The sequence below is a fragment of the Micromonospora sp. BQ32 genome (assembly GCF_059358895.1).
In genome coordinates, this window is the sequence record NZ_JCADBI010000007.1 from 76,276 (window position 1) to 100,838 (window position 24,563).

Sequence of the window (24,563 nt, forward strand, 5' to 3'; positions counted from 1 at the left end):
GAGAGACCGCGCGCCGACGCAGGGTCGGTCACGGTGGTGTCGTCACCGGGACCGGCCCGGTGTACGGCGAGGTGCCCACGACGTTGAACGACCGGATCCGGTAGTGGTAGGTCACCCCCCGGGCCAGCCCCGTGTTGGTGAAGCCGCGGCCGGTCACTGTGAAGGTGGCCACCTCGTGGTCGAAGACCGGGTCGAGCGCTCGCTGGACGGTGAACCCGGACCCCGGGCCGCCGGGGGTGCTCGCGGCCCAGGCCAGGGTCACCGTCGCGGTGTCCGGCCCCGGAGCGTTGGCGGTGGCGCTCACCCCGGTCGGGGTGCCGGGCGGGGGTGGCGAGGTCACCGTGGCGACCGTCGACCACGCCGAGGCGGCGCCCAGGTAGGTGGTCCGCACCCGGTAGTAGTACGTGGTGTCCGGTGCGACGGTCGGGTCCAGGTGGTTGTCGCCGACTCCGATCGCCGTGGTGCCGGGGCCGCTGGTGAACGTCGGGTTGGTGGCCCGCTGCACGTCGATGCCGGTGGCGAAGGAGCGGTTCGTCCAGCGCAGCGCCACGCGCAGTGGCGCGGCCGGCGGAAGCGTCGCGACCAGACCGCTCGGTGCGGCCAGGTGCACCGACGCGGGCACCCCGTTCGACCAGGACGAGTAGCTGACCGCGTTCTCCGCCCGGATCCGGTAGTGGTAGGTCACCCCGGGAGTGACGGTCGCGTCGGTGTACCGGGTGGCGGCCGCCGCGACGGTGATCGTGGTGACCTCACCGCCGAAGGTCGCGTCGGTGGCCCGTTGCAGCAGGTGGCTGGTGGCGGGTGGACGTCCACCGTTGCTGGTCCAGGCCAGCGCGATCGCGGGTAGCGCGGTGGCCGAGCCGGGCACCGGTGTGGCGGTCAGTCCGGTCGGTGCCTTCGGGGCCACCCGCAGCACCAGCGGTCGGCTCATCCCGCCGTCGCGGTGGCCGGCGAGTTGGCTGTGCCAGCGGTACTCCCAGCCCAGGTTGACCAGTTGGTTGACCACCGTGGCGGGTCGCCCGTCGGCCGGGCTGACCGGCGTCGACCCGGTCCGTGCACCGGCCGGGCGGCCCGGGTCGAGCAGCCGGACGCTGTCACCGAGCTTGAACGGCAGCACCGGCGCGATCGGGCGCAGCGCCACCACCACGTCCTCCCGGGGGTTGACCCGGACGATTCCCTTCCAGCCCAGCTCGGTGCCGTGCGGGAGCCGCAGCGTGCCGTCCCAGCCAACCCGGTTGATCACCTGCACGTCGCAGCCGCCGACGTGCAACGGCTCGGTCTGCCGGACGTTGCCGCTGATCCGCCAGAGCTGCGTGCCGTCGGTGGGAGCGCCCACCGGCACGGCGGGGTCGGTGGTGAAGAGCACCTCGGTGACCGGGTCGGTCGCACCGAGCGGCAGCGTCGTCGGGTTGAGCGGCCCGGCGTGCGGGTGCCCGACGCCGAGCCGGCCCGCCAGCCGGCCGTGGTCCGGTTCGAAGATCTGCTGTGCGGCCTTGACCGCGATCGGCAGGGTCACCGGGCCGGTGCCGGCCGTCGGCGTGAACGTCACCGTGGTGGCGTGCACCGGCACCGTCGTCTGCGCCGGGGTCCGGGTTCCGAACGCCGGGTCGTACGCCGGTTGCGGGACGATCGGCGGGCGCTGACTGGCCGCGTACGCCAGGGGCAGCCGTTCGCGCAGCCGGCTCAGGTCGTACGGCGGCGCGGGCGTCCCGGTGACCCGGAACTGGAGCAGGGTGCGGGTGTTCGGGCCGTACCCCGGTTCGGTCGGCGGCGGGCCACCCTCGGCGCCGCGGTCCGGGGCGTCGGTGTGCTGGTCGTAGCGGGGGTCGAAGCCGGGCAGCGGGGCCGGGGCGTCGTTGTACAGGATCAGCGTGCTGCCCGGTGGCACGGCGGAGAAGTCGACCAGCACGTCGGCTCGTTCGCCCGGGGCGAGCAGCAGGGTGTGCCCGTCGACGTTCAGCACGGTCGGGTCGAGCCGGTCGTAGCGGTAGCCGACCGGTCGGTTCGGCAGCACCACCGGTGCCGGCAGGAGGCCGGCCTCGTTGCCGATCTGAATGAACTCCGGGCCGGCGGCGCGCGGGTCCGGCACACCGCCGTCGCGTCCGTCGGCCGGCCACCCCGCCGGACGGTCCGCCGCCCGCGCGGCGGGCACCATCGGCACCTCGCCGGCGTCGGGATCGGCGAGCGCGCCGTCGGCCGTCCACATCGCCGCGTCGGAGCAGGCGCGGTAGAGCTGGAGGTTGAGGCTGCGGTCCAGGCAGGCGTTGAGGATCCGGAACCGGTACGCGCGCGGCCGCACCTCCAGGTACGGGTAGGCGACGCCGTTGACGAGCGGGGTGTCGCCGTACGCCTCGGGGACGGCCGACGGGTGCGGTACGCCGGGGCTCAGCGGCGGCTCGTCCGGCGCGTCGACCGGGTCGTGGTACGGGTTCGGCACCCAGCCGTCGGCGTGGGCGTCGTCCGGGGCGGAGTTGCGGGACCAGGGGCCGTAGTCCCACCGACCGGTGGGGTTACGTCCGCCGGACCGGTACGGGTTCTGCCGGGGTTGGTAGACGTGCGGGTGCCAGAGGCTGCCCCGGGCGCCCCAGCGTTCCCGGTCCCAGGTCGGGTCCTCGGCGGCGAGTTGGGTGTCGTCCGGAACGAACGTCTTGTCCTCGATCACCAGGGGCAGCTGGTCGGCCGGCAGCACCGCGTCGGCGACGAGCTGCTCCTCGACCGGGTCGGTGAGCAGGTAGAGCGCGAGCTGTCCACCGTAGGCGGTGAGCCGGGCCAGGCCGAGGGTGTTGTCGTGGAACCACAGCAGCCGGCCGCTCTGCTCGTTCGGGAAGTAGAGCGTGGTGGCCCCGGCCCCGGGCGCCGGCATGTCCGGCACGTGGGCCAGTCCGGGCCCGGTCGGGTACGGGGTGATCTCCTCGGCCGGGGTGATCCACTGCCCGGGGTTGCCCGCGCTGGTCCAGCCGGTCTGCGCCCCGGCCAGGTGCAGCACGGCCCGGTTCTGCGGGTACGGCGCCGGTCCGTCCAGCGGGCCCAGGCCGGCGCCCTCGATGGTGTCGTCGACCGGCAGGAACAGTTCGCCGGCCCGACCGGTGGGGAGTTGGTTGATGAACTTCACCCGGACCGGTCGACCCCGACGGGCGAGAATCATCGGCCCGAGGTGCCAGGGTCGCTCCGGAGGCACCACCGTGTTGTGTCCGGCCGGGTCGGTGCCCAGGTTGAGCTGCCGGTAGCCACGCAACCGGGTGGCCGGCAGGTCGCGGTGCAGCCGCTGGGCGTACTCCTGGAGGCCGATCTCGTAGTAGTCGCAGCCCGGATAGCTGATCGTGTCCGGCGCTGCCACCGGCAGGTGGCTGCCGAGATCGCCGCGGCCGGGCTGGCCGGGGAGGGGCAGCGGGTCGACGAACTTGCGCAGCCCGGTCCCGGCTGCCACCTGCCCGTTCGGGTCACGCGTCGGGCGAGGGCTGTGGGCGAAGTTCGGCACGGGGCCGAAGTAGCGGGGCACCACGGCCGGGTCCAGGCTCGGCGTCGCAACGGCCTCCTCGGCGGTACGCGCAGCCGGCACGGACGCCGCCCGGCCGTTGGCGCGGGCGTCGGTGTCGCGGGTGGTCCGCGCGAAGAAGGTGGAGCGGAGTCTGCGGAACATCGCCATGACTTCCCCCGGTTCGGGGCGCGAGGTCCGCCACCCCGGCGTGGGGGACCTCGGCACTCTGCTGACGGTCGGTGAGCGCTCAACCGCAGCATGCGACTCCGGCGGCCGGTTAGGAATTACCCAATCGTCCGTTTCTGCGATGGGTTTCGTTCGGCGAGAGCCTGGTCAGCCGGATGACGACGGACCCGGGCGTTCGGGCTGGCAGACCGGGCACCAGTAGGTGACCCGCTCGCCCAGCTCCTCCTTGCGGATCGCGGTGCCGCAGCGGCGGCAGGGCTGGGCGCGACGGCCGTACACGTAGCTGGTCTGCCCCCGGTGCAGCGAACCGGTGCTGCTCTGCGTCCACCGGCCGCGGTTGGCGGCGAGCAGCCGCTGCGCGAGGGCCACCAGGCCCGGCAGATCGGGCACCACGCCGACCGGGGTCCACGGTGACACGCCGCGCAGGAACAGCACCTCGCACTTGTAGAGGTTGCCCACGCCGGCCAGGTTGCGCTGGTCGAGCAGCGCCTCGCCGATGGTCTGCTCCGGGTGGTCGGCGAGCCGACGGACCGCCTCGGCCGGGTCCCAGTCGGAGCCGAGCAGGTCGGGGCCGAGGTGGCCGACCAGGTGGTCCTCCTCGGCGGTCGGCACCAGGGCCAGGTCGTGCAGGTGGTAGCCGACCGCGACGGCGCCGGGGCTGCGCAGCACCACCCGGATCAGGTGCGCGGGCCGCCCGCTCCAGCGTTCCCCCGGGGCGTACGCCCGCCAGGCGCCGTCCATCCGCAGGTGGGAGTGGAGGGTCCAGTGCTCCCCGGTCGGAGCGTCGAGCCGCAGCAGCAGGTGCTTGCCCCGGCTGGCCGACTCGCGGACGGTCCAGCCGGTGAGGTCCGTGGTCGCCAGCTGCGGCACCCGGAAGTCACTGCCGGTGATCCGCGCGCCGGCCAGCGCGCGGTGCAGCACGCGCGCGGTGTTCCAGACGGTGTCGCCTTCGGGCACCCTGCCATCCTCTCTCTTTCGAGCAAGATTCGCATGTGTCGCTATTTGTACACAGGTTCCTCATGATCTCCTGACATGCGAAGGTCAGGGGGTTCTGAGGAGAATGCCCATGACGCGACCCCGTTGTCGTATCCCATCCGTCGCCCTCATTGCCACCCTCGCCCTGCTGCTCACCGCGGCGCTCCTAGCCGCCACCGGTCCTGTCCCGGCCGCGCCCGGCGATGCCCCGATCACCCTCGTCGCCGCCGCACCCGGCGACGAACGGTGGAGCGCCGACCTCACCATCGTCGACCGCGACGATGTCAACGTCCGGCGCACCGCCGACGGCCTCCGCCTGCGGGAGGCCCGGTCCACCGGGCGCGGCGCCCGCAGCCCGCACAGCGCGGTCGCCGAGGGGATGCTGCTGACCGCTCCCCGCACCCTCGCCCGGCCGGCCACCCGGGTCCGTGCCGAGATCAGCGCCGCGGTCCCGAGCGGGGCCACCGTGGAGGCACAGGTCCGCGGCTGGCGGGCCGCCGGCTGGACGGAGTGGCGGGCGGCCACCGCCGGCGCCGTCTTCGACCGGCCCGTCACCCGGGTGCAGACCCGGGTGGTGCTCACCGCCCCGAACGGCGGCGCCACGGCGACGGTACGCGGCGTGCAGCTCACCGCCGACGCGAACGCCGCCGTGTCCGCCGCCACGCCCGGCCGCACCTACCGGGTGTACGCCACCCGCATCGGGCTGGTCGGTGAGCTGACCGCCAACGGCCGTACCGTGCAACCCCGGGACCACTTCGCGGCGCTGCCGTCGCGGCGGGGTCTCTCCCCGCTCAACACCGGCGACTACACCGTGCGGGTGTGCACCACCAGCGGCTCCCGCTGCGAGTACGCCCCGGTCTGGGACGTCGGGCCGTGGAACACCCGCGACGACTACTGGAACCCGTCATCGGTCCGGGAGAACTGGAAGAACCTGCCGCAGGGCCGGCCCGAGGCGCAGGCCGCGTACCAGTCCGGCTACAACGGCGGACGGGACCAGTTCGGGCGGACCGTGCTCAACCCGGCCGGCATCGACCTGGCCGACGGCACGTTCTGGGACGGGCTGCGGCTGACCACCAACGCCTGGGTGGACGTCGCCTACCTGTGGACCGGGGGCGGGCCGCGCGGCGTGGTCGGCGACGGGCCGCTCAACATCCGCACCGGGGCCAGCACGTCGTATGCGACCCGTGGCCTCGCCGCCCGGCTGGCCCACGTGCCGATCCAGTGCTACGTCACCGGCCAGTCGATCGCCGGCCCCTTCCGGACCACCACCCGCTGGAACCGCCTGGCCAGCGGTCAGTACGTCAGCCACGCGTACATCTCCAGCGTGTACGGCGGCAGCGTGCCGGTCTGCTGAACCACGCTCGCCCCGTCGGGCGCCCGGTCAGTGTGTCAGGGGCGCTCGTCGGGGCGAGCCATGCGCACCATGTCCTGGTAGCGCGGGTGGCTGGCACCGTAGACGGCGTAGTTGAGGCGGGCGTGCGTGAGGCTCAGGTCGCCGTTGGGGCCACCCCGGACGGCGTCGGCGTCGGCGTCGGTCTGGCCGTCGTCGGTCCAGAAACAGACGGGGCAGGTCCCCCCGCCGGTCCGGGATGCACAGCAGGGACAGCCCACAGGAACCACATGCTCACCCACCGGAGAAGCATTCCACAGTCGAACATCAGCCCGATACCCGCAGCAGGTCCCCCGGGGACGCCGCGAGGAGGTCCGCGGGCCCGCCCGCTGCTGGCGGATACGGGACAGCGCAGTAGCCGACCGGCCCCTCCCGTCGCCGGACGACGTTGGGCAGACTGCCCTGGTGACAACTCGGAACCTCCCCGCGCTCGGAATCCTGCTGGTCGCCGTCGCCCTGACCGCCGGCTGTGGCAGTGACGACGACGGCAGCCCGAACGCGACCCCATCCGTCTCGTCCGAGGCGGCCCCGACCGGCCTGCCAACGCCCCCGGCCTCGCCGAGTGCCGACGGTGCGGCCCCGCCCTCCGGTGCGGCGCAGGGCACGACGCAGCGGCGGCCGGCCAGCCCGCCGCCGGTGGTGCTGCCCAAGCGTCCGGCCACCGCCCCGGGGGCGAAGCAGGTCGTCGAGGCATTCCGGGCCGCCGGCCTGAAGGTCCCGCACCCGAAGGACCGCTCGGTCGACTGTGGGCCGGACGGCCTCGGCCTGGGCTGCTCCGAGCTGATGGCCACCGACGCCGTCACCGTCTACGTGTTCCCGGACGAGACCAGCGCCGGCGACATCGCGGAGACCTGGGGCGGCCAGTCGTACCAGCGGGGTGCGGTGGTGCTGAACTACCTGGAGGCCAAGACCCCCGCCGCCGACCGGCCCCGCTACGAGAAGGTGCTCAACGGCCTGCGCTGAGGACCGAGCCGCGGCCCCCGAGGCCCGGGGCATGTCTGTCTTCGCAGCGATATACCTGTGAGGCATATCTATGACTCACAGGTATATCGCCCAATCACGCGTCCCGGCGGGGCTGGCCCCTTAGAGGGGGTGGGACGGGTTCGGCCGCCGCGCCGCCACCGAGGCTGCTCGCGAGCTTCGCCCAGCGAGGCGAAGAACAGCCGGCGCGAGCAGGAGACCGGGTCAGCCGCGCAGGCGTAGGCCGCGAGGAGTGGCCCGGAAGCCGGCGGTGGTGAGCGCGTCGCGCAGCGGCGAGGAGTGCACCGCCTCGCCGTCGGCCCGCTCCACCGACATCGCGCCCAACGCCCCGGAGTGGACGGCGTCGGCGAGCGCCTTGCCGGCCGCGGCCAGCGTGTCGGTGTCGTCGCTGAAGGAGAGCAGCGTGCGGCCGCCGCGTTCGACATAGAGGACGAGGTCGCCACCGACCTGCACCACCAGGGCGCCCGCCTTGCGGCCGGCCCGATGCCCGGTCGCCGGGGTGGCCCCGTCGCCCGAGTCGACCACCCGTTCCGGCCAGGGCAGCGCCGCGCCGTACGGGTTGGCCGGGTCGGTCGCGGCGAGCACGGTGGCCACCGCGCCCCGCCCCCGGGCGCCGTCGGTCGGCTCGGCCAGCGCGCGCAGCCGGTCCACCGCACCCGGTACGGCGAACTGCGCCGCGCCGAGCCCTTCGACGAAGTAACCCCGGCGGGCCGCGCCGCGCTCCTCCAGCGCCGACAGCACCGGGTAGACCGCCGAGAACCCGCCGACCACCTGCTCGGCCATCACCGCACCCCGAGTGACCACCCCGTGCCGCTCCAACAGCAGGTCGGCGAGCGCGGCGGCCCGCCGGGTCGGGTCGAAATCCCGGTCCGGAAGACGTGACCAGCGGCCGGCGACGGTCGGCGGGCCACCCCGGGTCGGCAGCGCCACCCGACCGGGCCGCCGGTATCGGGTGCGGGGCGCGGACGGCCGGGAGCGGTGCGCGCCGCCAGCGCCGAGCACCGCGCGCAGCGGGGCGAGGGTGTCGTTGCTGAGGTGGCCCGCCCAGACCAGGTCCCAGATCACCCCGGTCAGCGCGGCGTCGTCGGTCGAGCCGACCCGGTCGGCCAGCGGGCGGAAGAACAGCGCCTGCCCGTCGCCGAGCGCGTCGAGCACCGCGTCGTGCAGCGGGGTACGGGTCAACGCCTCGTCGGGCGGCGGAAGCAGCAGCGGCGCGGCGTCCGCGTACGCCAAGGTGACCCAGCCGTCACCCCCGGAGATCGCGCCGGCCCCCGCCCAGAGCACCTCCCCGCTCGCGCACAGCTCGTCGAGCTGGGCGGGGGAGTAGTCCGCGACCCGGGCGGGCAGCACCAACCGTTCCAGGGCGGACGCCGGCACCGTCGCGCCCTGCAACTGCTCCACCGCGGCGGCGAGCGCCTCCACCCCTCGGGCGGACGAGCCGACCTGCTGCCAGCGGGGCAGGAACGTCGCCAGCGTCCGGGGCGGCACCGGCTCGATCTCCCGGCGCAGCGCCGCGAGCGAGCGGCGGCGCAGCATCCGCAGCACCTCGGCGTCGCACCACTGGGCGCCGGCCGAATCCGGGGTGAACTCCCCGGAGACCACCCGACCGGTGGCGCCGAGCCGGCGCAGCGCCTGCTCGACGACGAACACGCCGAGCCCGAACCGGGCCGCGCAGCTGGCCGCGGCGAACGGCCCGTGGGTGCGGGCGTAGCGGGCCACCAGGTCACCGAGCGGATCGGCCACCGGGGCGAGGTACGCCTCGGCCACCCCCATCGGCAGCGCCACGCCGAGGGCGTCGCGCAGCCGGGCGGCGTCCTCGACGCCCACCCAGCGCTGCTCGCCCGCAATCCGGACCCGCAGCACCCGGCGGGTGGCTTCCAGCTCGCTGAGCCACGTCTCCGGCACTCCCCGCTCGGTCAACTCGGCGTCGCTCAGGTCACCGAGCACCCGCAGCAGCTCGACGACGTCCTCGGCATCGCGGGGGCGGCGCTGCTCGGTCAGCCACCGCAGCTGCCGGTCGGTCTCGGTGAGCACCGCCGGATCGAGCAGCTCCCGCAGGTCGACCCGGCCGAGCAGCTCGCCGAGGAGCGTGGAGTCGAGAGCCAGAGCGGCGGCGCGGCGTTCGGCGAGCGGGGCGTCGCCCTCGTAGAGGAACGCGCCGACGTAGCCGAAGAGCAGCGAGCGCGCGAACGGGGACGGTGCGGTGGTCTCCACCTCGACCAGTCGTACCTTGCGGGTGGCCAGGTCGCGCATCAGCCCGGCCAGCGCCGGCTGGTCGAAGACGTCCTGGAGGCACTCCCGGGCCGCCTCCAGGGTGACCGGGAAGTCGGCGTACTCGCGGGCGACGTCGAGCAGTTGCGCGGCGCGTTGCCGTTGCTGCCAGAGCGGTTGGCGGCGGCGCGGGTCGCGGCGGGGGAGCAGCAGTGACCGGGCGGCGCACTCCCGGAAACGGGCGGCGAAGAGGGCGGAGGTGCCGACCGACTCCTCCACGAGCTGGGTGATCTCGTCGGGCTCGAAGACCACCACGTCGGCGCCGGGGGGCTCGTCGGCGGTGTCCGGAAGTCGCACCACGATGCCGTCGTCGGAGGGCATCACCTGGGCGTCGACCCCGTACCGCTCGGCCAGCCGGCGGCCCACTGCGAGGGCCCAGGGCCCGTTGACCCGGGCACCGAGCACGCTGTGCACGGCCAGCCGCCAGTCACCCAGCTCGTCGCGGAACCGCTCGACCACGACCGTGCGGTCGTCGGGCAGCGAGCGGGTGGCCTCCCGCTGCTCGCGCAGGTAGGCCATCAGGTTGCCGGCGGCCCAGTCGTCCAGCCCGCCGTCGCGCAGCGCGACCAGTGCCGCCTCGTCGGTCTGTCGCAGCAGGGCGCGCACCCGGGCGCCGATGGCCCGGCCCAGCTCCACCGGCCGGCCCAGCTGGTCGCCCTTCCAGAACGGCATCCGCGCGGCCTGCCCCGGGGCGGGCGAGACCAGCACCCGGTCAGGAGTGATCTCCTCGATCCGCCAGGAGGACGAGCCGAGCAGGAAGACGTCGCCGACCCGGGACTCGTAGACCATCTCCTCGTCCAGCTCGCCGACTCGGGCGGCCCGCTCGGCGCCGGCCAGGAAGACCCCGAACAGGCCCCGATCGGGAATGGTGCCGCCGCTGGTCACCGCGAGTCGTTGCGCGCCGGGGCGGCCGGTGAGCAGGTCGGTGGCCCGGTCCCAGACCAGGCGGGGGCGCAGCTCGGCGAAGGCGGTGGACGGGTAGCGGCCGGAGAGCATGTCCAGCACGGCGTGCAGCGCCGAGTCGGGCAGCTCGGCGAAGGGTGCGGCCCGGCGGACCAGCACGGCCAGGTCACCGAGCGGCCATGGCTCCAGCGCGACCATCGCGACGATCTGTTGGGCCAGCACGTCCAGTGGGTTGCGCGGGTAGTGCAGCTCCTCGATCGCGCCCTCGGTCATCCGCTCGGCGACCACCGCGCAGGAGAGCAGGTCGCCGCGGTGCTTGGGGAAGACCACCCCACGGGAGATCGCACCCACCTGGTGCCCGGCCCGGCCGACCCGTTGCAGCCCGGCGGCCACGCTCGGCGGCGCCTCGATCTGCACCACCAGGTCGACCGCGCCCATGTCGATGCCGAGCTCCAGGCTGGAGGTGGCCACCACGGCAGGGAGCTGGCCGGACTTGAGCGCCTCCTCGATGTGCTTGCGCTCCTCCCGGGAGACGCTGCCGTGGTGGGCGCGGGCGATCACGGGCGCCGCGCCGGTGGCCGCGCCGGACTGGGCCATCACCTCGGCCGGCGGCCGGTTGCGCACCGGGCCGGCGGGGCCACCCCAGCGCTGCGCGCCCGACGCCGGGCCGTCGTCGCCCGCCGGGTCGTCGCCCGCCGGCAACCCCTCCGGTACGCCGATCGCGCTCTCGTCCGACGCGGATGCGGCCACCGCCTCGGCGGCCAGCTCGTTGAGCCGGGCGCAGAGGCGCTCGGCGCTGCGGCGGGAGTTGGTGAAGACGATGGTCGAGCGGTGCTGCCCGATGAGGGTGAAGACCCGCTCCTCCACGGCCGGCCAGATCGACGCCCGACGTGGCCCGGGGCCGCCGAGGTCGTCCTCCGGTGGTTGCTCCTGCTCGTCCAGGCGGGTCATGTCCTCCACCGGGACCTGCACGCTGACCTCGATGGTCTTCGGGGTCGCCGGCTGCACCACGTCGACCGGGCGGGCGCCGCCGAGGAACTGCGCGCAGGCCTCGATCGGCCGGACGGTGGCCGAGAGGCCGATGCGCTGCGCCGGGGCGGGCAGCAGCTGGTCGAGGCGTTCGAGGGAGAGGGCGAGGTGGGCGCCGCGTTTGCTGCCGGCCACCGCGTGCACCTCGTCGATGATCACCGTCTGGATGCCGCGCAGCGAGTCGCGAGCCGCGGACGTGAGCAGCAGGAACAGCGACTCGGGCGTGGTGATGAGGATGTCGGGCGGGGTGCGGGCGAAGGCGCGTCGCTCGTCGGCGGGGGTGTCGCCGGTGCGCATGCCGACGGTGATGTCGGGCGGTGCGACGCCCAGCCGGGTGGCCGCCTGCCGGATGCCGGCCAGCGGGGCGCGCAGGTTGCGTTCCACGTCGACGGCGAGAGCCTTGAGGGGGCTGACGTAGAGCACGCGGCACCGCTGGCGGGCCTCGGTCGGGGCTGGCTCGCGGGCGAGTCGGTCCAGTGACCAGAGGAAGGCCGCGAGCGTCTTGCCCGAGCCGGTGGGTGCCACCACGAGCGCGTTGCGACCGGCGGCGACCGATCGCCAGGCGCCGGTCTGCGCGGCGGTCGGGGCGGCGAAGGCGTTGTCGAACCAGGCGCGGGTGGCCGGGCCGAACCCGGCGAGCACCGCGCCGGCGTCTGCGTCTGCCCCGGTCACCGGTCCATCGTGCCCCGCCGGTCCGACATCTACGAGCGACCTCACGACGGAATGGGCCAGCAAAAGGCAAAAAGCGTGGAACGTGCGCTTAATACGTTAAGTCTCACTTAACTGCTTGCTTCTAAGGAGCAACATAAAGTAACTTCACTCGCAACGCGAACCGGGGTGAGGGGATTTGATGGCCGGCGAGCAGCGCACCGTCGAACCGGGCACCGACGTGCTGATTCGCAAGGTCGACAGCCACCTCGCCGCGCTCCGCGCCGGCCTGCACGGCCCCGAGCTCGAGCTCGCCGAACGTCTCGCCCGCTGCCTGCGCGAGTTGGTCCTCTGCACCGCCCAGGCCAGCGCCGCCGATCGGGGGCAGGTCCGCGTCGCCGTCCACTACTTCGTGCTGCGTCGCGAGAGCCGTGGCCGCCTGCTCTCGGTGCGGTCGCTGACCGCCGCCGAGCGGGTGGTCGACCGGGTCGCCCGTCAACTCGGCCGCCCCGACCTGCTGACCGAGCTGTGTCGCGACCACCCCACACCCGACGACGTGCAACCCCTCAACAACGCGCTGCTGCGCTGACCCACCCGCCCCTCCTGAGTTGATCAAGAGCTTTATGTCAGAAACGCGGGCGCGGACGACGCAAATCTCTTGATCAACGGTCTGGGGCTGGGTCGGGGCTGGGTGGGGTTGGCGGGCGGATTCCGGCAAAACCGCCCGGCGGGGAACGAACTGGCGTCTGATCGCTGCTAGGCGCCACCGCTGCCACGGGCGTCGGCCATGTCGATCGGGAGCGCAGGTGCTGGTACTGCTCATCCTCCATCTCGTGGCGGCTCTCGCCGCGCCCCTGTTCGTCCGCTGGTGGGGTCCGCGCGCGTGCTATCCGCTGGCGCTCGCGCCGGCCGCCGCGTTCTGCTGGGCGGTGGCACGCACCCCGGCCGTCGCCCACGGCGGGGCGGTGGTCGAGACGTACCCGTGGATCCGGCAGTTGGGCCTCGACATCGCGTTCCGGCTCACCACGCTGTCCTGGCTGATGACGCTGCTGATCGGCGGCGTCGGCGCGCTGGTGCTGGTCTACAGCGCCCGCTACTTCAGCGCCGGCTCCATCGGGATGGCGCAGTTCGCCGCGGTCCTGGTCGCCTTCGCCGGCGCGATGCTGGTCCTGGTCTTCGCCGACGACCTGCTGCTGCTCTACGTCGGCTGGGAGCTGACCACGATCTTCTCGTACCTGCTGATCGGGCACAGCACCGAACGGCGGTCCAGCCGCTGGGCGGCGGCGCAGGCGTTGACCGTCACCACGCTGGGTGGGCTTGCCATGCTGGTCGGCTTCATCATGCTGGGCGAGCACGCCGGCAGCTACCACTGGTCGGAGATCAGCGCGCAGCCGCTGCCCGGTGGCGGGTACCTGGTGGGCGCCGTGCTGCTGATCCTGACCGGCGCGCTGTCCAAGTCGGCGGTGTTGCCGTTCAGTTCGTGGCTGCCGGTGGCGATGGCGGCACCTACGCCGGTCAGCGCGTACCTGCACGCCGCCGCCATGGTCAAGGCCGGCGTCTACCTGGTCGGGCTGCTCGCGCCGGTGCTCGCCACGGTCGGCCCGTGGCGGCCGGTGGTGCAGGTCGCCGGCGTGGCGACCATGCTGCTCGGCGGTTGGGCCGCGCTGCGCCAGACCGACCTCAAGCTGCTGCTGGCGTACGGGACGGTCAGTCAGCTCGGCCTGCTGGTCGCGGTGACCGGCTCGGGCACCCCGGACGCCGCGCTGGCCGGCACCGCGATGCTGCTGGCACACGCTTTGTTCAAGGCGGCGCTGTTCCTGGTCGTCGGCATCATCGATCACGGTGCCGGCACCCGTGACCTGCGCGAGCTGTCCGGGCTGCGGCACTGGTCCCGGCCGCTGTTCGTGGTCGCCGTGCTGGCCGCGGCGTCGATGGCGGGGGTGCCGCCGCTGGTCGGTTTCGTGGCCAAGGAGGCGGTGTTCGGGGCGTTCACCGACCAGCCGGTGCTCCTCACCGGCCTGGTCGCCGGGACGGTGCTCACCGTCGCCTACAGCGCCCGCTTCCTCTGGGGGGCGTTCGCCGACCGGCCCGGGGTGGCACCGGTCCCGCCGGGGTCGATCGCCGCGTCGCTGCTGGTTCCGCCCGCGGTGCTCGCCGGTGTCGGTCTGCTCGCCGGCCCGGCCGCGAGCGTGCTGGACGACCTGCTGCGCCCGTACGCCGATCTGCTCGGCGGGGTCGACGCGCACCTGGCGCTCTGGGCCGGGCCGACCCCCGCGCTCGGCCTGTCCGTGCTGGCGCTCGTCGGCGGCGGTCTGCTCTTCGCCGTGCGCGGGCCGCTCGCCCCGGTGCTGGCCCGGCTTCGGTCACCGGTGGGGGGCAACCAGGGGTACGAGTGGGTCGTGGGCCGGTTCGACCGGCTGGCGATCGAGGTCACCAGCGCGACCCAGCGCGGCTCACTGCCGCAGTATCTGGGCATCATCCTGGTCACCCTGGTGCTGGTGCCCGGTACGGCGATGCTCTCCGCCGGCCCCTGGCGGGCGCGGCTTCCGCTCTGGGACAACCTGCTGCAACCGGTGGTCGTGTTGGTGATCACGGTGGCGGCGGTGCTGGCGGTCGGTGCCCGTCGCCGGCTGACCGCGATGCTGCTGGTGGGCATGACCGGCTACGGCACGGCGATGCTGTTCGTGCTGTACGGAGCGCCCGACCTGGCGCTCACCCAGTTTCTGGTGGAGACCTCGACGATCGCGGTCTTCGTGCTGGTGCTGCGTCGGCTACCGGAGCGGTTCTCGGCCCGCCCGCTGCGCCGCACCCGTTGGGTCCGTCGGGTGATCGGGGTGGCGGCGGGGTTGGTCGCCGCCGGGCTGGCCCTCACCGCCGCCGGGGCCCGCCGGGCGCCGGACATCTCCGCCGCCTTTCCGGATCTGGCGGTGGCGCACGGGTACGGCCGCAACGTGGTCAACGTGACCCTGGTCGACATCCGGTCCTGGGACACGATGGGCGAGCTGGCGGTGCTGGTGGTGGCCGCGACCGGGGTGGCCAGCCTGATCTTCGAACGCTCCCGCACCGGGCCGCGACCGCGCCGACCCGAGTCGGACCAGCGGGTGGGTGGCCGCGACCGGCCGGTCTGGCTACGCGGTGGGCCCACCCTCCACGAGGAGCGCCGCTCCATCGTGTTGGAGGTGGTCATCCGGCTGATCTTCCACACCGTGGTGCTCTTCTCGCTGTTTCTGCTCTTCTCCGGGCACAACGCGCCGGGCGGCGGGTTCGCCGGCGGGCTGGTGGCGGGTCTCGCCCTGGTGGTCCGGTATCTGGCTGGCGGCCGGTACGAGTTGACCGAGGCGGCCCCGATCGGCGCCGGCGCGATTCTCGGCGCCGGGCTGGCCATGGCGGTGGGCAGCGGCGTGGTGGCGCTGCTGGTTGGTGGGTCGGTGTTGGAGAGCGCGAAGGTCGACCAGTCGCTGCCGCTGATCGGCGACACCCACCTGGTCACGTCGCTCTTCTTCGACATCGGCGTGTACCTGGTCGTGATCGGGTTGGTGCTGGACATCCTGCGCAGCCTCGGTGCCGAGGTGGACCGGCACATCGAGGCGACCGGAACGGCCACCGGCGGGCTGGCCGTCGACAAGGGAGACCGGGCGTGAGCGCGAGGAGTGAGCCGGGTTTGCGAGCCCCGCAGTCGCGAACAGAGGTGGCACGGTGAGCGCGAGGAGTGAGCCGGGTTTGCGAGCCCCGCAGTCGCGAACAGAGGTGGCACGGTGAGCGCGAGGAGTGAGCCGGGTTTGCGAGCCCCGCAGTCGCGAACAGAGGTGGCACGGTGAGCGCGAGGAGTGAGCCGGGTTTGCGAGCCCCGCAGTCGCGAACAGAGGTGGCAGCGTGACGGCGAGCGGTGCGGGGCCGACGTTGGTGCTGGTGCTGGCCGTCGCGGTGCTGGTCGGGTGCGGGGTGATCCTGCTGTTGGAGCGCAGCCTGACCCGGATCCTGCTCGGGGTGATTCTGCTCGGCAACGGGGTGAACCTGTTGATCCTGTTGGGCGGGCGGCCGGGCGGGGCGCCGGTCGTCGGCACCGGGCCGGTGGAGCGGATGAGTGACCCGCTGCCGCAGGCCATGGTGTTGACCGCCATCGTGATCACCTTCGGGTTCACCGCGTTCCTGCTCGCGGTGGCGTACCGCAGCTGGTATCTGTCCGGCGACGACGAGGTCCCCGACGACCTGGAGGACCGCCAGATCATCCGCCGCGCCGACCGGAACGAGATGGGCGCGGTCGACTTCGGCGGGGAAGGTCCGAACGGTGACCCGGAACAGGTCGATCCCGAGCCGGCCCGCCGACGGCTACGACACGGGGACGACGCGTGATGAGCACCCTGCTGCCGCTGCCGGTGGTGGTGCCGCTGCTCGGTGCGGCGCTGACCCTGCTGCTGGCCGGGAAGCCCCGAATCCAGCGCGCGATCAGCGTGCTGTGCCTGAGCGGCACGCTCACGGTGGCGTTGCTGCTGTTGGTGCAGGCGTACCGGCACGGGCCGGTGGTGGCGGCGGTCGGGGCGTGGCCGGCGCCGGTCGGCATCGTCCTGGTGGCCGATCAGTTGGCCGCGCTGATGCTGGTGGTCTCCTCGGCGGTGACCCTCTGCGTGCTGCTGTACTCGATCGGGCAGGGTCGCAGCGAGACGAGCGAGAGCTCGCCGGTGTCGATCTTCCACCCGACGTACCTGGTGCTCACCGCGGGAGTCACCAACGCGTTCCTGGCCGGTGACCTGTTCAACCTCTTCGTCGGGTTCGAGATCCTGCTGGCTGCCAGCTTCGTGCTGATCACCCTGGGTGGCACCGAGACCCGGATCCGGACCGGCTCGACGTACGTGGTGGTCAGCATCCTCTCCTCGATGATCTTCCTGACCTCGGTGGGTCTGGTGTACGCGGCCACCGGCACGCTCAACCTCGCCCAGCTCGCCCAGCGCCTCGACGACCTGCCCGACGGCGTCCGGCTGGCCCTGGAGTTGATGTTGCTGCTGGCCTTCGCGATCAAGGCGGCGGTCTTTCCGCTGTCGGCCTGGCTGCCGGACAGCTATCCCACCGCGCCGGCCCCGGTCACGGCCGTCTTCGCGGGTCTGCTCACCAAGGTGGGTGTGTACGCGATCATCCGCACCGAGACGTTGCTGTTTCCCGGTGGGCGGGCCCACGTGCTGCTCATGGTCGTCGCCGGGTTGACCATGGTGATCGGCATCCTCGGTGCGGTGGCCCAGTCCGACCTGAAGCGACTCTTCTCGTTCACCCTGGTCAGTCACATCGGCTACATGATCTTCGGGGTGGCGTTGAGCACCGTTGCCGGGCTCTCCGGGGCGATCTTCTACGTGGTGCACCACATCACCATCCAGACCACGTTGTTCCTCGTCGCCGGGCTGGTCGAGGAGCGAGCCGGCAGCACCGACCTGCGTCGCATCGGCGGGCTGGCCCGGGTGGCGCCGCTGCTCGGGGTGCTCTTCTTCGTCCCGGCCATGAATCTCGCCGGAGTGCCGCCGTTCTCCGGCTTCCTCGGCAAGCTCGGACTGCTCCAGGCCGGGGTGGCGGCCGGCGGGCCGCTGCCCGGGGTGCTGGTCGCGGCCGGCACGCTGACCAGCCTGCTCACCCTGTATGTGGCGTCCCGGGTGTGGAACATCGCGTTCTGGCGCGCGCCCCGGTTGGCCACCAGCGAGTCGGCCGCCCGGTTGCCGAAGCTGATGGTCGGGGCGACCGTGGCCCTGGTCGCGCTCGGGCTGGCGTTGACCGTGCTGGCCGGTCCGCTCTTCGACGTCACCGCCGACGCGGCCGCCGACCTGCGGATGCGCACCCCGTACGTCCGTGCCGTGCTGCCGGGCGGTGTGCCGTGACCGGTTCCCCTGAGCCGGCTCCCGACGCCCCCCGGCCCGCCGTCATGGGGCGGGGCCGGCTCGGACGCTGGCGGGACCAGGCGCTGGCGCTCGCATGGCTGGTGGTGGTCTGGAACCTGCTCTGGGGCGACATCAACTGGGCCAACCTGGTCGGTGGTCTGCTGGTGGGCGCGGCCGTGTTGGTCTTCTTCCCGCTGCCGGCGGTCAGCTTCGGTGGCCGGTTGCGACCGCGGGCGCTGCTGGTGTTCGCGGGCCGGTTCGTCGTCGAGCTGGTCAGCGCGAGCCTGCACGTCGCCCGGATCGCCGTGCAGCCCGGCTACCGGCCGCGCGGGGCGATCATCGCGGTCCGGTTGCGGGTGTCCACCGACCTGAACCTGGCGCTCACCGCCGAGGCGGTCTCGTTGGTGCCGGGCACGCTGATCCTCGAGGTGGACCGGGACTCCGCAACGCTCTACCTGCACGTCCTGGACACCCACGGCCCCGGGGACCTGGGCGTGTACCGGGAACGCACGCTCGCGGTCGAGCGGCGAATCGTCCGCGCGGTGGGCTCCACGGCCGAACTGCGCCACCTCGACGTCACCTCATCCGAGAAGGGAACCCGCCCGTGACCACGTTCCTGGCAGTCGTCCTCACCGCTCTGCTGTCGGTCACCGCGCTCCTCGCGCTGACCCGCCTCTACCGGGGCCCCTCGCTGGTGGACCGGGTGATCGCCGCGGACATGCTGCTCGCCACGATGGTCGGCGCGGTGGGCGCCGAGGCGGCGGTCAACCGACACGCCACCACCCTGCCCGTGCTGGTGGTGCTCTCCCTGCTCGGCTTCGTGGGCTCGGTGTCGCTGGTCCGCTTCGCCGTTCGGGAGCAGCAGTGATCGCAACGATCGCGGACTGGCTCGGCGCCGGTTGTCTGGTGGCCGGCGCGCTGCTCGGCCTGGCCGCCGGGATCGGCGTACTGCGCTTCCCGGACGCGCTGTCCCGGATGCACGCGGCCACCAAGCCGCAGGTGCTCGGGGTGCTCCTGCTGCTGCTGGGCATCGCGCTGCGGCTGCGGTCCCCCGCGGACCTGGGCATGATCCTGCTGGTGGCGGTCTTCCAGTTGGCGACCGCGCCGGTCGCGGCGCAGATGATCGGGCGGGCAGCGTACCGGTCGGGGCGGCTCGACCGGAGCCTGCTCGACGCCGACGAGCTGGCCGAGCGCGGGCCGGGTGGGGGGTCGGCGGGGCCGGCGTGACGACCGGCGGCCCCCGGGTGAACCGGACGTTCCGCTCCTTCGGCCCACCCCCAGCGGAGTCCCAGCCAGCGCCGATAAAATGACGGCATGATCGACTCTTCTGCCCAGGAGGGCAGCAGTAGCCAGCCGGGTCGTGCCCGGCATATCCCCGTACCGACGACCCCGGGAGCCCTGAGCGACCCGTGTTGATCGTCGTTGGTCTCCTTCTGATCATCATTCTCACTGCCGCCACCGGCTACTTCGTGGCGCAGGAGTTCGGCTACGTCGCCGTGGACCGGGGCAAGCTGCGCCAGCTCGCCGATGACGGCGATCAGGCCGCCGCCCGGGCCCTGACCGTCACCAGCCGGCTCTCCTTCATGCTCTCCGGCGCCCAACTCGGCATCACCGTCACCGCGCTGCTGGTCGGCTACGTCGCCGAGCCGTACCTGGGCGGTGGTCTCGCTGACCTGCTCGGCGTGGCCGGCGTCAGCGAGGCGGTCAGCCTGCCGCTGTCGGTGGCGTTGGCCCTGGTCATCGCCACCATCGTGCAGATGGTCCTCGGTGAACTGGCCCCGAAGAACCTGGCCATCGCCCGGGCCGAGCAACTGGCCCGGGCGCTGAGCCGATCCACCCTGATCTACCTCGCCGTCGCCGGGCCGCTGATCCGGCTCTTCGACCGGGCATCGGTCCGTCTGCTGCGCCGCCTCGGTATCGAACCGATCGAGGAGCTGCCCAGCGGTGCCACCCCGGCGGACCTGGAACAGATCATCGCCGAGTCCCGCGAGGAGGGCAGCCTCGACGCCGAGATGTCCACGCTGCTCGACCGAGGTCTGGACTTCCGCGAACTGACCGCCGGCGAGGCCATGGTGCCCCGGGTCGACGTGCACACCGTACGGGCGCACGAGCCGGTGAGCCGGGTGGTCGAGCTGCTGGACACCGGCCACTCCCGCTTCCCGGTACGCGGTGCGGAGGGCGTCGACGACCTGCTCGGCATCGTCGGCATCGCCGACGTGCTCGGCGTACCCCCGGGGGAGCGGGCCACCACCCCGGTGAGCGCGGTGGCCGGGCCGCCGCTGCTCGTGCCGGAGACGTTGCCCCTGCCCACGGTGCTCGACCGCCTGCGGGCCGGGCACCGGCAGATGGCGTGCGTGGTCGACGAGTACGGCGGCTTCGCCGGCGTCATCACGCTGGAGGACATCGCCGAGGAGCTGGTCGGCCCGATCCGTGACGAGGACGACCCACCGGAGCGGGCGCCGGCCCGGCAGGACGACGGGTCCTGGGTGGTGCCGGCCCGCTGGCGGATCGACGAGGTCGCCGACAGCACCGGCATCGCCCTGCCCGAGGCCCCGGAGTACGACACCCTCTCCGGGTTGGTGATGCGGGAGCTGGGCCGGGTGCCGGAGGTCGGTGACCGGCTGGAAATCAGCCTGCAATCCGAGGGGGCGGACGGCGAGGACAGCGAGGCGGAGCCTCGGGCGCTGGTCGAGGTGCTGGCCGTGGACCGGCACGTGGCCGACTCGGTGCGGTTGCAGCTGACCAAACCCGGGGTGATCGCATGAGCCCCGGGATCGCACTGTTCAGCTCGGTGATCCTGCTGGCGCTGAACGGGTTCTTCGTGGCCGCCGAGTTTGCCCTGGTGGCCAGCAAGCGGTACCGCCTGGAGCAGGCGGCGGCGAACGGTGGCCGGGCGGCCCGGGCCGCGCTCGATGGCGTCCGCGAGCTGTCGCTGATGTTGGCCGGCGCACAACTGGGCATCACGCTGTGCACCCTGGGTCTCGGCGCGCTGGCCGAGCCGGCGATCGAGCACCTGCTCAGCCCCTTGCTGCACGCGGTGGGCCTACCGGACGCGGCCAGTCACCTGATCGCCCTGGTCTTCGCCCTCGGGGTGGTGACCTTCCTGCACCTGGTGGTGGGGGAGATGGCGCCGAAGTCGTGGGCGATCACCGACGCGGAGCGCTCGGCGACGTTGCTCGCGTTGCCGTTCCGCGCCTTCGCCCGGGTTTCCCGGCCGGTGCTCTCCGCGCTGAACGCCCTGGCCAACGCGATCCTGCGGCTGTTCGGGGTGAACCAGCAGGACCAGCTCGCCCAGGTGCACGGCCCGGACGAGCTGCGGATCCTGCTGGAGCAGTCCCGTGAGCACGGGCTGCTCGGCGCCGAGCAGCACCAGCTGCTGACCAGCATGCTGGAGTTGCAGGGCACGTCGGTGGCGCAGGTGATGGAACCGTTCGCCACCATGGTCACCGTCCGTCGGGACGACCCGGCCGGACGGATCGAGGAGGTCAGCCGGGACAGCGGCCGATCCCGGCTCGCGGTGCTCGACGAGGCGGGCGACGTGTGCGGGCTCGTGCACGTCCGGGAGGCGGTACGGGTGGTCACCACCGGCCGGGTCGCCACCGCGGGCGAGCTGATGTCGCCCGCGTTCACCCTGCCCGCGACGTCCTCGGTCACCGAGGCGGTGGCGGCCATGCGGGCCCGGCAGTCACAGCTCGCGCTGGTGCGCAACGGCGGTGGCCCGGCCCGGCCGATCGGCTTCGTGGCCCTGGAGGACCTCCTGGAGGAGGTCATCGGGGAGTTCGACGACGAGACCGACACGGTCCCGCGCGGGCGGCGAATGAGGTGAATCGGAGGGGTGGTCCCTCTTCGCGGAAGTTGGCGTGACCTCGCGCCGGATCCGCGGAAGTCGGGGTGACCGCTCGCCAGGTCCGCGACAGTTGAGGTGGCCTCGTCGCCGCGAGGCCACCCAGCCTGGAGCGGAGGGCGCGGTGCGGTTGACCGGAGTGTCCCCGGAGTCCGGTGGGACCGGGCTCTCCGTGCAGACCACGCTCCCCAACCCGAGTACCCGTCCGGGCCTGCGCCTGCCCGGGCGGGTGACCCTCGCGGCCGGCCCGGAGGACGTGCTGGTGCGCCACATCCGGCTCGGCCTGGTCACCACGGTCGAGCCGGATGACCCGGCCGCGGCCCGACGTCTCGTGCAGTTCCACCACCTGCCGATCGCCGGCCGGTTCGTGGTGCCGGCCGGTCGGCGACGGGCGGTCGATTTCGCGTTCCCGCTGCCGTGGGAGACCCCGGTGACCACCTTCGGCGGGGTGCCGCTGCTGAGCCTGCGGATGGGCCTGCGGACCGAGGTGTCCCTCGACCCCGACCTTGATCAGGGGGCCATGGTGCCGGTCTTCGTGCACCCGATCCCCACCCAGCAGCACGTGCTGGCGGCGCTGGACACCCTGGGCTTCATGATCCGCCAGTCCGGCTTGCAGGAGGGCGGATTGCCGGGGGTGGAGCACACCCTGCCGTTGCATCAGCGCTGGGGCTACTGGGTGGGGCCGCTCTACGCCGGCCCGATCACCGAGCTGGAGGTGATCTTCGTGACCAACTCGGCGGGCCTGGAGGCGATCCTCTGGATGGATCGCCGGCTGGCGCTGGCCGGAATCACCCACCAGAGCATCAGCCGGTTCCGGATCTGGCACGAGGACGCCGACCGGCGGGACTGGGTCGCCACCGTGGACGGCTGGATCCGTCAGGCGATCAACCGGCACGCCGCCGCGGCCGCGCACGCCGACTGGTCCGCGCAGATCGCGGGGTCGGCCCACGTCAGCCGCCATCCCGACGAGCCGATCCGACCCGGCTACGGCCTCGGCGGCACCGCCGGCGGCGCCGGCGTGGGAGGCGGCGGCTCCGGCGGCGACGGCACCTGACCGGGGGTGGGTCAGCCGGCGCTGGCGGTGGCCAGCTTGAGGCTGAAGGCCAGGAAGAGGGCGGCCACTGCGGTGGTGCCGCCGGCCGCCAGACGGCGGCGTTGGCGGAACTGGGCGGCCAGGAAGGTGCCCGCGAAGATCAACGCGGTCAGGTAGAGCGCGCTGGTCACCTGCGCGATCAGCCCGAGCAGCAGGAACGACAACGCGGGCCAGGCGTAACCGGGGTCGACGAACTGGATGAAGAACGAGATGAAGAACAGGATCGCCTTCGGGTTCAGCAGACTGATCACCAGCGCCTTGCGGAAGGGGCTGCGCATCGCCGCCGGCTCCGCGGCGTCGATGAGCCGCGGTGTGCTCGGGTCGTTGCGGTCGCGCCAGCGCCGCGCGACGCCGAGCAGCATGGTCACCCCGACATAACCGAGGTACGCGGCACCGGCGTACTTGATCACCATGAACAACGGTGGGTACGCCTTGAGCAGCGACGCCACCCCGGCGGCGGAGAGGAACATCAGCACCCCGTCGCCGACGAACACGCCACCGGCGGCCCGGTAGCCGACCGCGACGCCCCGCTTGGCCGCGGTGGAGAGCACGAAGAGTGAGTTCGGCCCGGGCAGCAGGATGATGGCCACGGTGCCCAGCACGTACGTCCAGATGTCGGTGATCCCCAGCACGCCCGCCATCATCACGCCACCGGTGCCGTCCGCAGAAGTCTTTCTCGCAGCCTGGCCTGTGCGTTCGGCCACTCGTCGACGGTCATCGCGTACTGCACGGTGTCCCGCCAGGAGCCGTCCGGGCGTTGCCGGTGCATCCGCAGCACCCCTTCCCGGGTCGCGCCGAGTCGTTCGATGGCCGCCTGCGAGCGAACGTTGCGGATGTCGGTGTGCCAGGCGACCCGTACCGCGCCCAGATCGTCGAAGGCCCGGCTGAGCAGCAGCACCTTCGCCTCGGTGTTGATCCCGGTACGCCACCAGGGCCGGCCGAGGAAGGTGTGCCCGATCGCCACGGCCCGCCGCTCCGGGTCGATGTCGTAGTAGGAGGTGCTGCCCACCACCGCGCCGGTCGCCGCGCACCGCTGCACCCAGGCCACCCGCTCACCCCGATGCTGGGCGGCCAGGGCGGCGCCGATCACCTCGGCGGTTTCGGCCGGAGAGGTGGGCGGCGCGACGCTGAGGTGCCGCCACACCTCCGGGTCCGCGGTGGCGGCGTGCAACTCGTCGGTGTGCGCCAGCTCCAGCGGCTCCAGCCGAACGTGCTCGCCGTGCAGCGGCACCGGGTCGTGCCAGGGCGTGCGGGGCGTCCGCAGGTACGCCGGCAGCGGCGCGGTGACCCCGGCGTCCGGCTCGGGTGGCCCGGCGGTGAGGCGCAGCGGCAGCACGCCGGCCCAGTGCGGCAGGTGCAGGTCGGCCTCGTCCTCGCGGACCCCGCCGGTGCGGACCCGGACGGACACCTCGCGCAGTGGCAGCGCCAGCACGGCGGTCTCGGCCAGCTCGCGACGGCTGGGCGGGCGGGTGGCCGTGCTGCGTCCCGCGCCGACCTTCTCGACCAGCGCGGTGAGCATGGCGAGCTTCTCCCGCTCGTCGGTGACCAGTCGGGCGGTGCCGTGCGCGACGACCGAGCGGTAGTTGGCGCTGTGGTGGAACTGGGAACGGGCGTAGACCAGCCCGTCGAGCACTGTCACCGCGACGCAGACCGGTAGCCCGTCGTCGCCCCGGGCGGCGAGCAGTGGGCGGCTGCCGGTGGAGCCGTGCAGGTAGAGCGTCTCGCCGATGCGGACGTGCAGGGTGGGCAGCACTCGTGGCTGGCCGTCGACGGTGAAGCTGAGTGCGCAGTCGTACGCCTCGTCGAGCACGGCGTGGGCGGCGGCCTGGTCGTAGCTCATCTTGTCGCGGGAACGGTGGGGTGTGGTTCGGGCGGTGGGTGGATACATGCGCGCGCCCCTTTGTTCT

The 24,563-nt window shown here is 73.2% G+C and carries 18 protein-coding genes; 12 read left to right on the forward strand and 6 right to left on the reverse strand.

Annotated features, from left to right (window positions below; all coding sequences use genetic code 11):
* Window positions 1-28: 28 nt before the first annotated feature.
* Both AC5L30_RS15775 and AC5L30_RS15780 read right to left on the reverse strand, forming a co-directional pair.
* Entirely contained in the window at window positions 29-3,646 is a 3,618-nt protein-coding gene (locus tag AC5L30_RS15775; RefSeq protein WP_494868045.1) for a hypothetical protein, read from the reverse strand.
* 165 nt (window positions 3,647-3,811) lie between these two features.
* The gene (locus tag AC5L30_RS15780; RefSeq protein ID WP_494868047.1) at window positions 3,812-4,621 is read right to left on the reverse strand and encodes a DNA-formamidopyrimidine glycosylase family protein; all 810 of its coding nucleotides are present in this window, start codon (window positions 4,619-4,621) and stop codon (window positions 3,812-3,814) included.
* A 109-nt stretch (window positions 4,622-4,730) separates the two neighbouring features.
* Here AC5L30_RS15780 and AC5L30_RS15785 point away from each other — a divergent pair, with 109 nt between their 5' ends.
* Complete coding sequence (locus AC5L30_RS15785; protein ID WP_494868049.1) at window positions 4,731-5,993, forward strand: DUF8814 domain-containing protein; 1,263 nt, start codon at window positions 4,731-4,733, stop codon at window positions 5,991-5,993.
* A 35-nt stretch (window positions 5,994-6,028) separates the two neighbouring features.
* Here the strand turns inward: AC5L30_RS15785 and AC5L30_RS15790 are convergent, their stop codons facing one another.
* A complete protein-coding gene (locus AC5L30_RS15790) occupies window positions 6,029-6,271 on the reverse strand; it encodes a CPCC family cysteine-rich protein (RefSeq protein WP_494868050.1) in 243 nt (80 codons plus the stop codon).
* Between the two features lie 163 nt (window positions 6,272-6,434).
* On the opposite strand from AC5L30_RS15790, the gene AC5L30_RS15795 reads away from it, so the two are divergent.
* Window positions 6,435-6,992: a hypothetical protein gene (locus AC5L30_RS15795; RefSeq protein WP_494868052.1), complete on the forward strand. Its 558-nt coding sequence runs from the start codon at window positions 6,435-6,437 to the stop codon at window positions 6,990-6,992.
* Between the two features lie 222 nt (window positions 6,993-7,214).
* Here the strand turns inward: AC5L30_RS15795 and AC5L30_RS15800 are convergent, their stop codons facing one another.
* Window positions 7,215-11,885 carry an ATP-dependent helicase gene (locus tag AC5L30_RS15800; protein ID WP_494868053.1) on the reverse strand — a complete coding sequence of 1,557 codons (4,671 nt, stop codon included), beginning with the start codon at window positions 11,883-11,885 and terminating at the stop codon, window positions 7,215-7,217.
* Between the two features lie 178 nt (window positions 11,886-12,063).
* Between AC5L30_RS15800 and AC5L30_RS15805 the strand changes: the two genes are divergently transcribed.
* The 10 genes from AC5L30_RS15805 (at window position 12,064) to AC5L30_RS15850 (ending at window position 22,617) form a co-directional block, all read left to right on the forward strand.
* Window positions 12,064-12,450 carry a hypothetical protein gene (locus AC5L30_RS15805; RefSeq protein ID WP_494868054.1) on the forward strand — a complete coding sequence of 129 codons (387 nt, stop codon included), beginning with the start codon at window positions 12,064-12,066 and terminating at the stop codon, window positions 12,448-12,450.
* Between the two features lie 217 nt (window positions 12,451-12,667).
* A complete protein-coding gene (locus AC5L30_RS15810) occupies window positions 12,668-15,502 on the forward strand; it encodes a Na+/H+ antiporter subunit A (RefSeq protein ID WP_494868056.1) in 2,835 nt (944 codons plus the stop codon).
* Window positions 15,503-15,734: 232 nt separating this feature from the next.
* Window positions 15,735-16,214, forward strand: coding sequence for a Na(+)/H(+) antiporter subunit C (locus tag AC5L30_RS15815; RefSeq protein WP_494868057.1), 480 nt, complete (start codon window positions 15,735-15,737; stop codon window positions 16,212-16,214).
* Window positions 16,214-17,719, forward strand: a complete 1,506-nt coding sequence (locus tag AC5L30_RS15820; protein WP_494868058.1) for a Na+/H+ antiporter subunit D — start codon at window positions 16,214-16,216, stop codon at window positions 17,717-17,719. Before AC5L30_RS15815 ends, AC5L30_RS15820 begins: the two co-directional genes overlap by 1 nt.
* The gene (locus tag AC5L30_RS15825; RefSeq protein ID WP_494868060.1) at window positions 17,716-18,327 is read left to right on the forward strand and encodes a Na+/H+ antiporter subunit E; all 612 of its coding nucleotides are present in this window, start codon (window positions 17,716-17,718) and stop codon (window positions 18,325-18,327) included. The genes AC5L30_RS15820 and AC5L30_RS15825 overlap by 4 nt, the downstream gene beginning before the upstream one ends.
* Window positions 18,324-18,587 (forward strand): MrpF/PhaF family protein, encoded by a 264-nt coding sequence (locus AC5L30_RS15830; protein WP_112586633.1) that lies wholly within the window; start codon window positions 18,324-18,326, stop codon window positions 18,585-18,587. The genes AC5L30_RS15825 and AC5L30_RS15830 overlap by 4 nt, the downstream gene beginning before the upstream one ends.
* Window positions 18,587-18,946, forward strand: a complete 360-nt coding sequence (gene mnhG / locus AC5L30_RS15835) for a monovalent cation/H(+) antiporter subunit G (protein WP_494868282.1) — start codon at window positions 18,587-18,589, stop codon at window positions 18,944-18,946. The genes AC5L30_RS15830 and mnhG overlap by 1 nt, the downstream gene beginning before the upstream one ends.
* A 182-nt stretch (window positions 18,947-19,128) precedes the next feature.
* Entirely contained in the window at window positions 19,129-20,484 is a 1,356-nt protein-coding gene (locus AC5L30_RS15840; protein ID WP_494868062.1) for a hemolysin family protein, read from the forward strand.
* Window positions 20,481-21,545 carry a hemolysin family protein gene (locus AC5L30_RS15845; RefSeq protein WP_494868064.1) on the forward strand — a complete coding sequence of 355 codons (1,065 nt, stop codon included), beginning with the start codon at window positions 20,481-20,483 and terminating at the stop codon, window positions 21,543-21,545. The genes AC5L30_RS15840 and AC5L30_RS15845 overlap by 4 nt, the downstream gene beginning before the upstream one ends.
* A gap of 142 nt (window positions 21,546-21,687) precedes the next feature.
* A complete protein-coding gene (locus tag AC5L30_RS15850; RefSeq protein WP_494868066.1) occupies window positions 21,688-22,617 on the forward strand; it encodes a sporulation protein in 930 nt (309 codons plus the stop codon).
* A gap of 11 nt (window positions 22,618-22,628) precedes the next feature.
* Here AC5L30_RS15850 and leuE read toward each other — a convergent pair whose 3' ends face one another.
* Complete coding sequence (gene leuE / locus AC5L30_RS15855) at window positions 22,629-23,300, reverse strand: leucine efflux protein LeuE (RefSeq protein WP_494868068.1); 672 nt, start codon at window positions 23,298-23,300, stop codon at window positions 22,629-22,631.
* Window positions 23,300-24,544 carry a bifunctional pyridoxamine 5'-phosphate oxidase family protein/GNAT family N-acetyltransferase gene (locus tag AC5L30_RS15860; RefSeq protein WP_494868069.1) on the reverse strand — a complete coding sequence of 415 codons (1,245 nt, stop codon included), beginning with the start codon at window positions 24,542-24,544 and terminating at the stop codon, window positions 23,300-23,302. Before AC5L30_RS15860 ends, leuE begins: the two co-directional genes overlap by 1 nt.
* Between the last annotated feature and the right edge of the window lie 19 nt (window positions 24,545-24,563).

Bases quoted from the DNA above. Each gene is read 5' to 3' on its own strand.
- AC5L30_RS15860 (WP_494868069.1), bottom strand. From the start codon at position 24,544: ATGTATCCACCCACCGCCCGAACCACACCCCACCGTTCCCGCGACAAG.
- AC5L30_RS15775 (WP_494868045.1), bottom strand. From the start codon at position 3,646: ATGGCGATGTTCCGCAGACTCCGCTCCACCTTCTTCGCGCGGACCACC.
- AC5L30_RS15785 (WP_494868049.1), top strand. From the start codon at position 4,731: ATGACGCGACCCCGTTGTCGTATCCCATCCGTCGCCCTCATTGCCACC.
- AC5L30_RS15805 (WP_494868054.1), top strand. From the start codon at position 12,064: ATGGCCGGCGAGCAGCGCACCGTCGAACCGGGCACCGACGTGCTGATT.
- AC5L30_RS15845 (WP_494868064.1), top strand. From the start codon at position 20,481: ATGAGCCCCGGGATCGCACTGTTCAGCTCGGTGATCCTGCTGGCGCTG.
- AC5L30_RS15820 (WP_494868058.1), top strand. From the start codon at position 16,214: ATGAGCACCCTGCTGCCGCTGCCGGTGGTGGTGCCGCTGCTCGGTGCG.
- leuE (WP_494868068.1), bottom strand. From the start codon at position 23,300: ATGATGGCGGGCGTGCTGGGGATCACCGACATCTGGACGTACGTGCTG.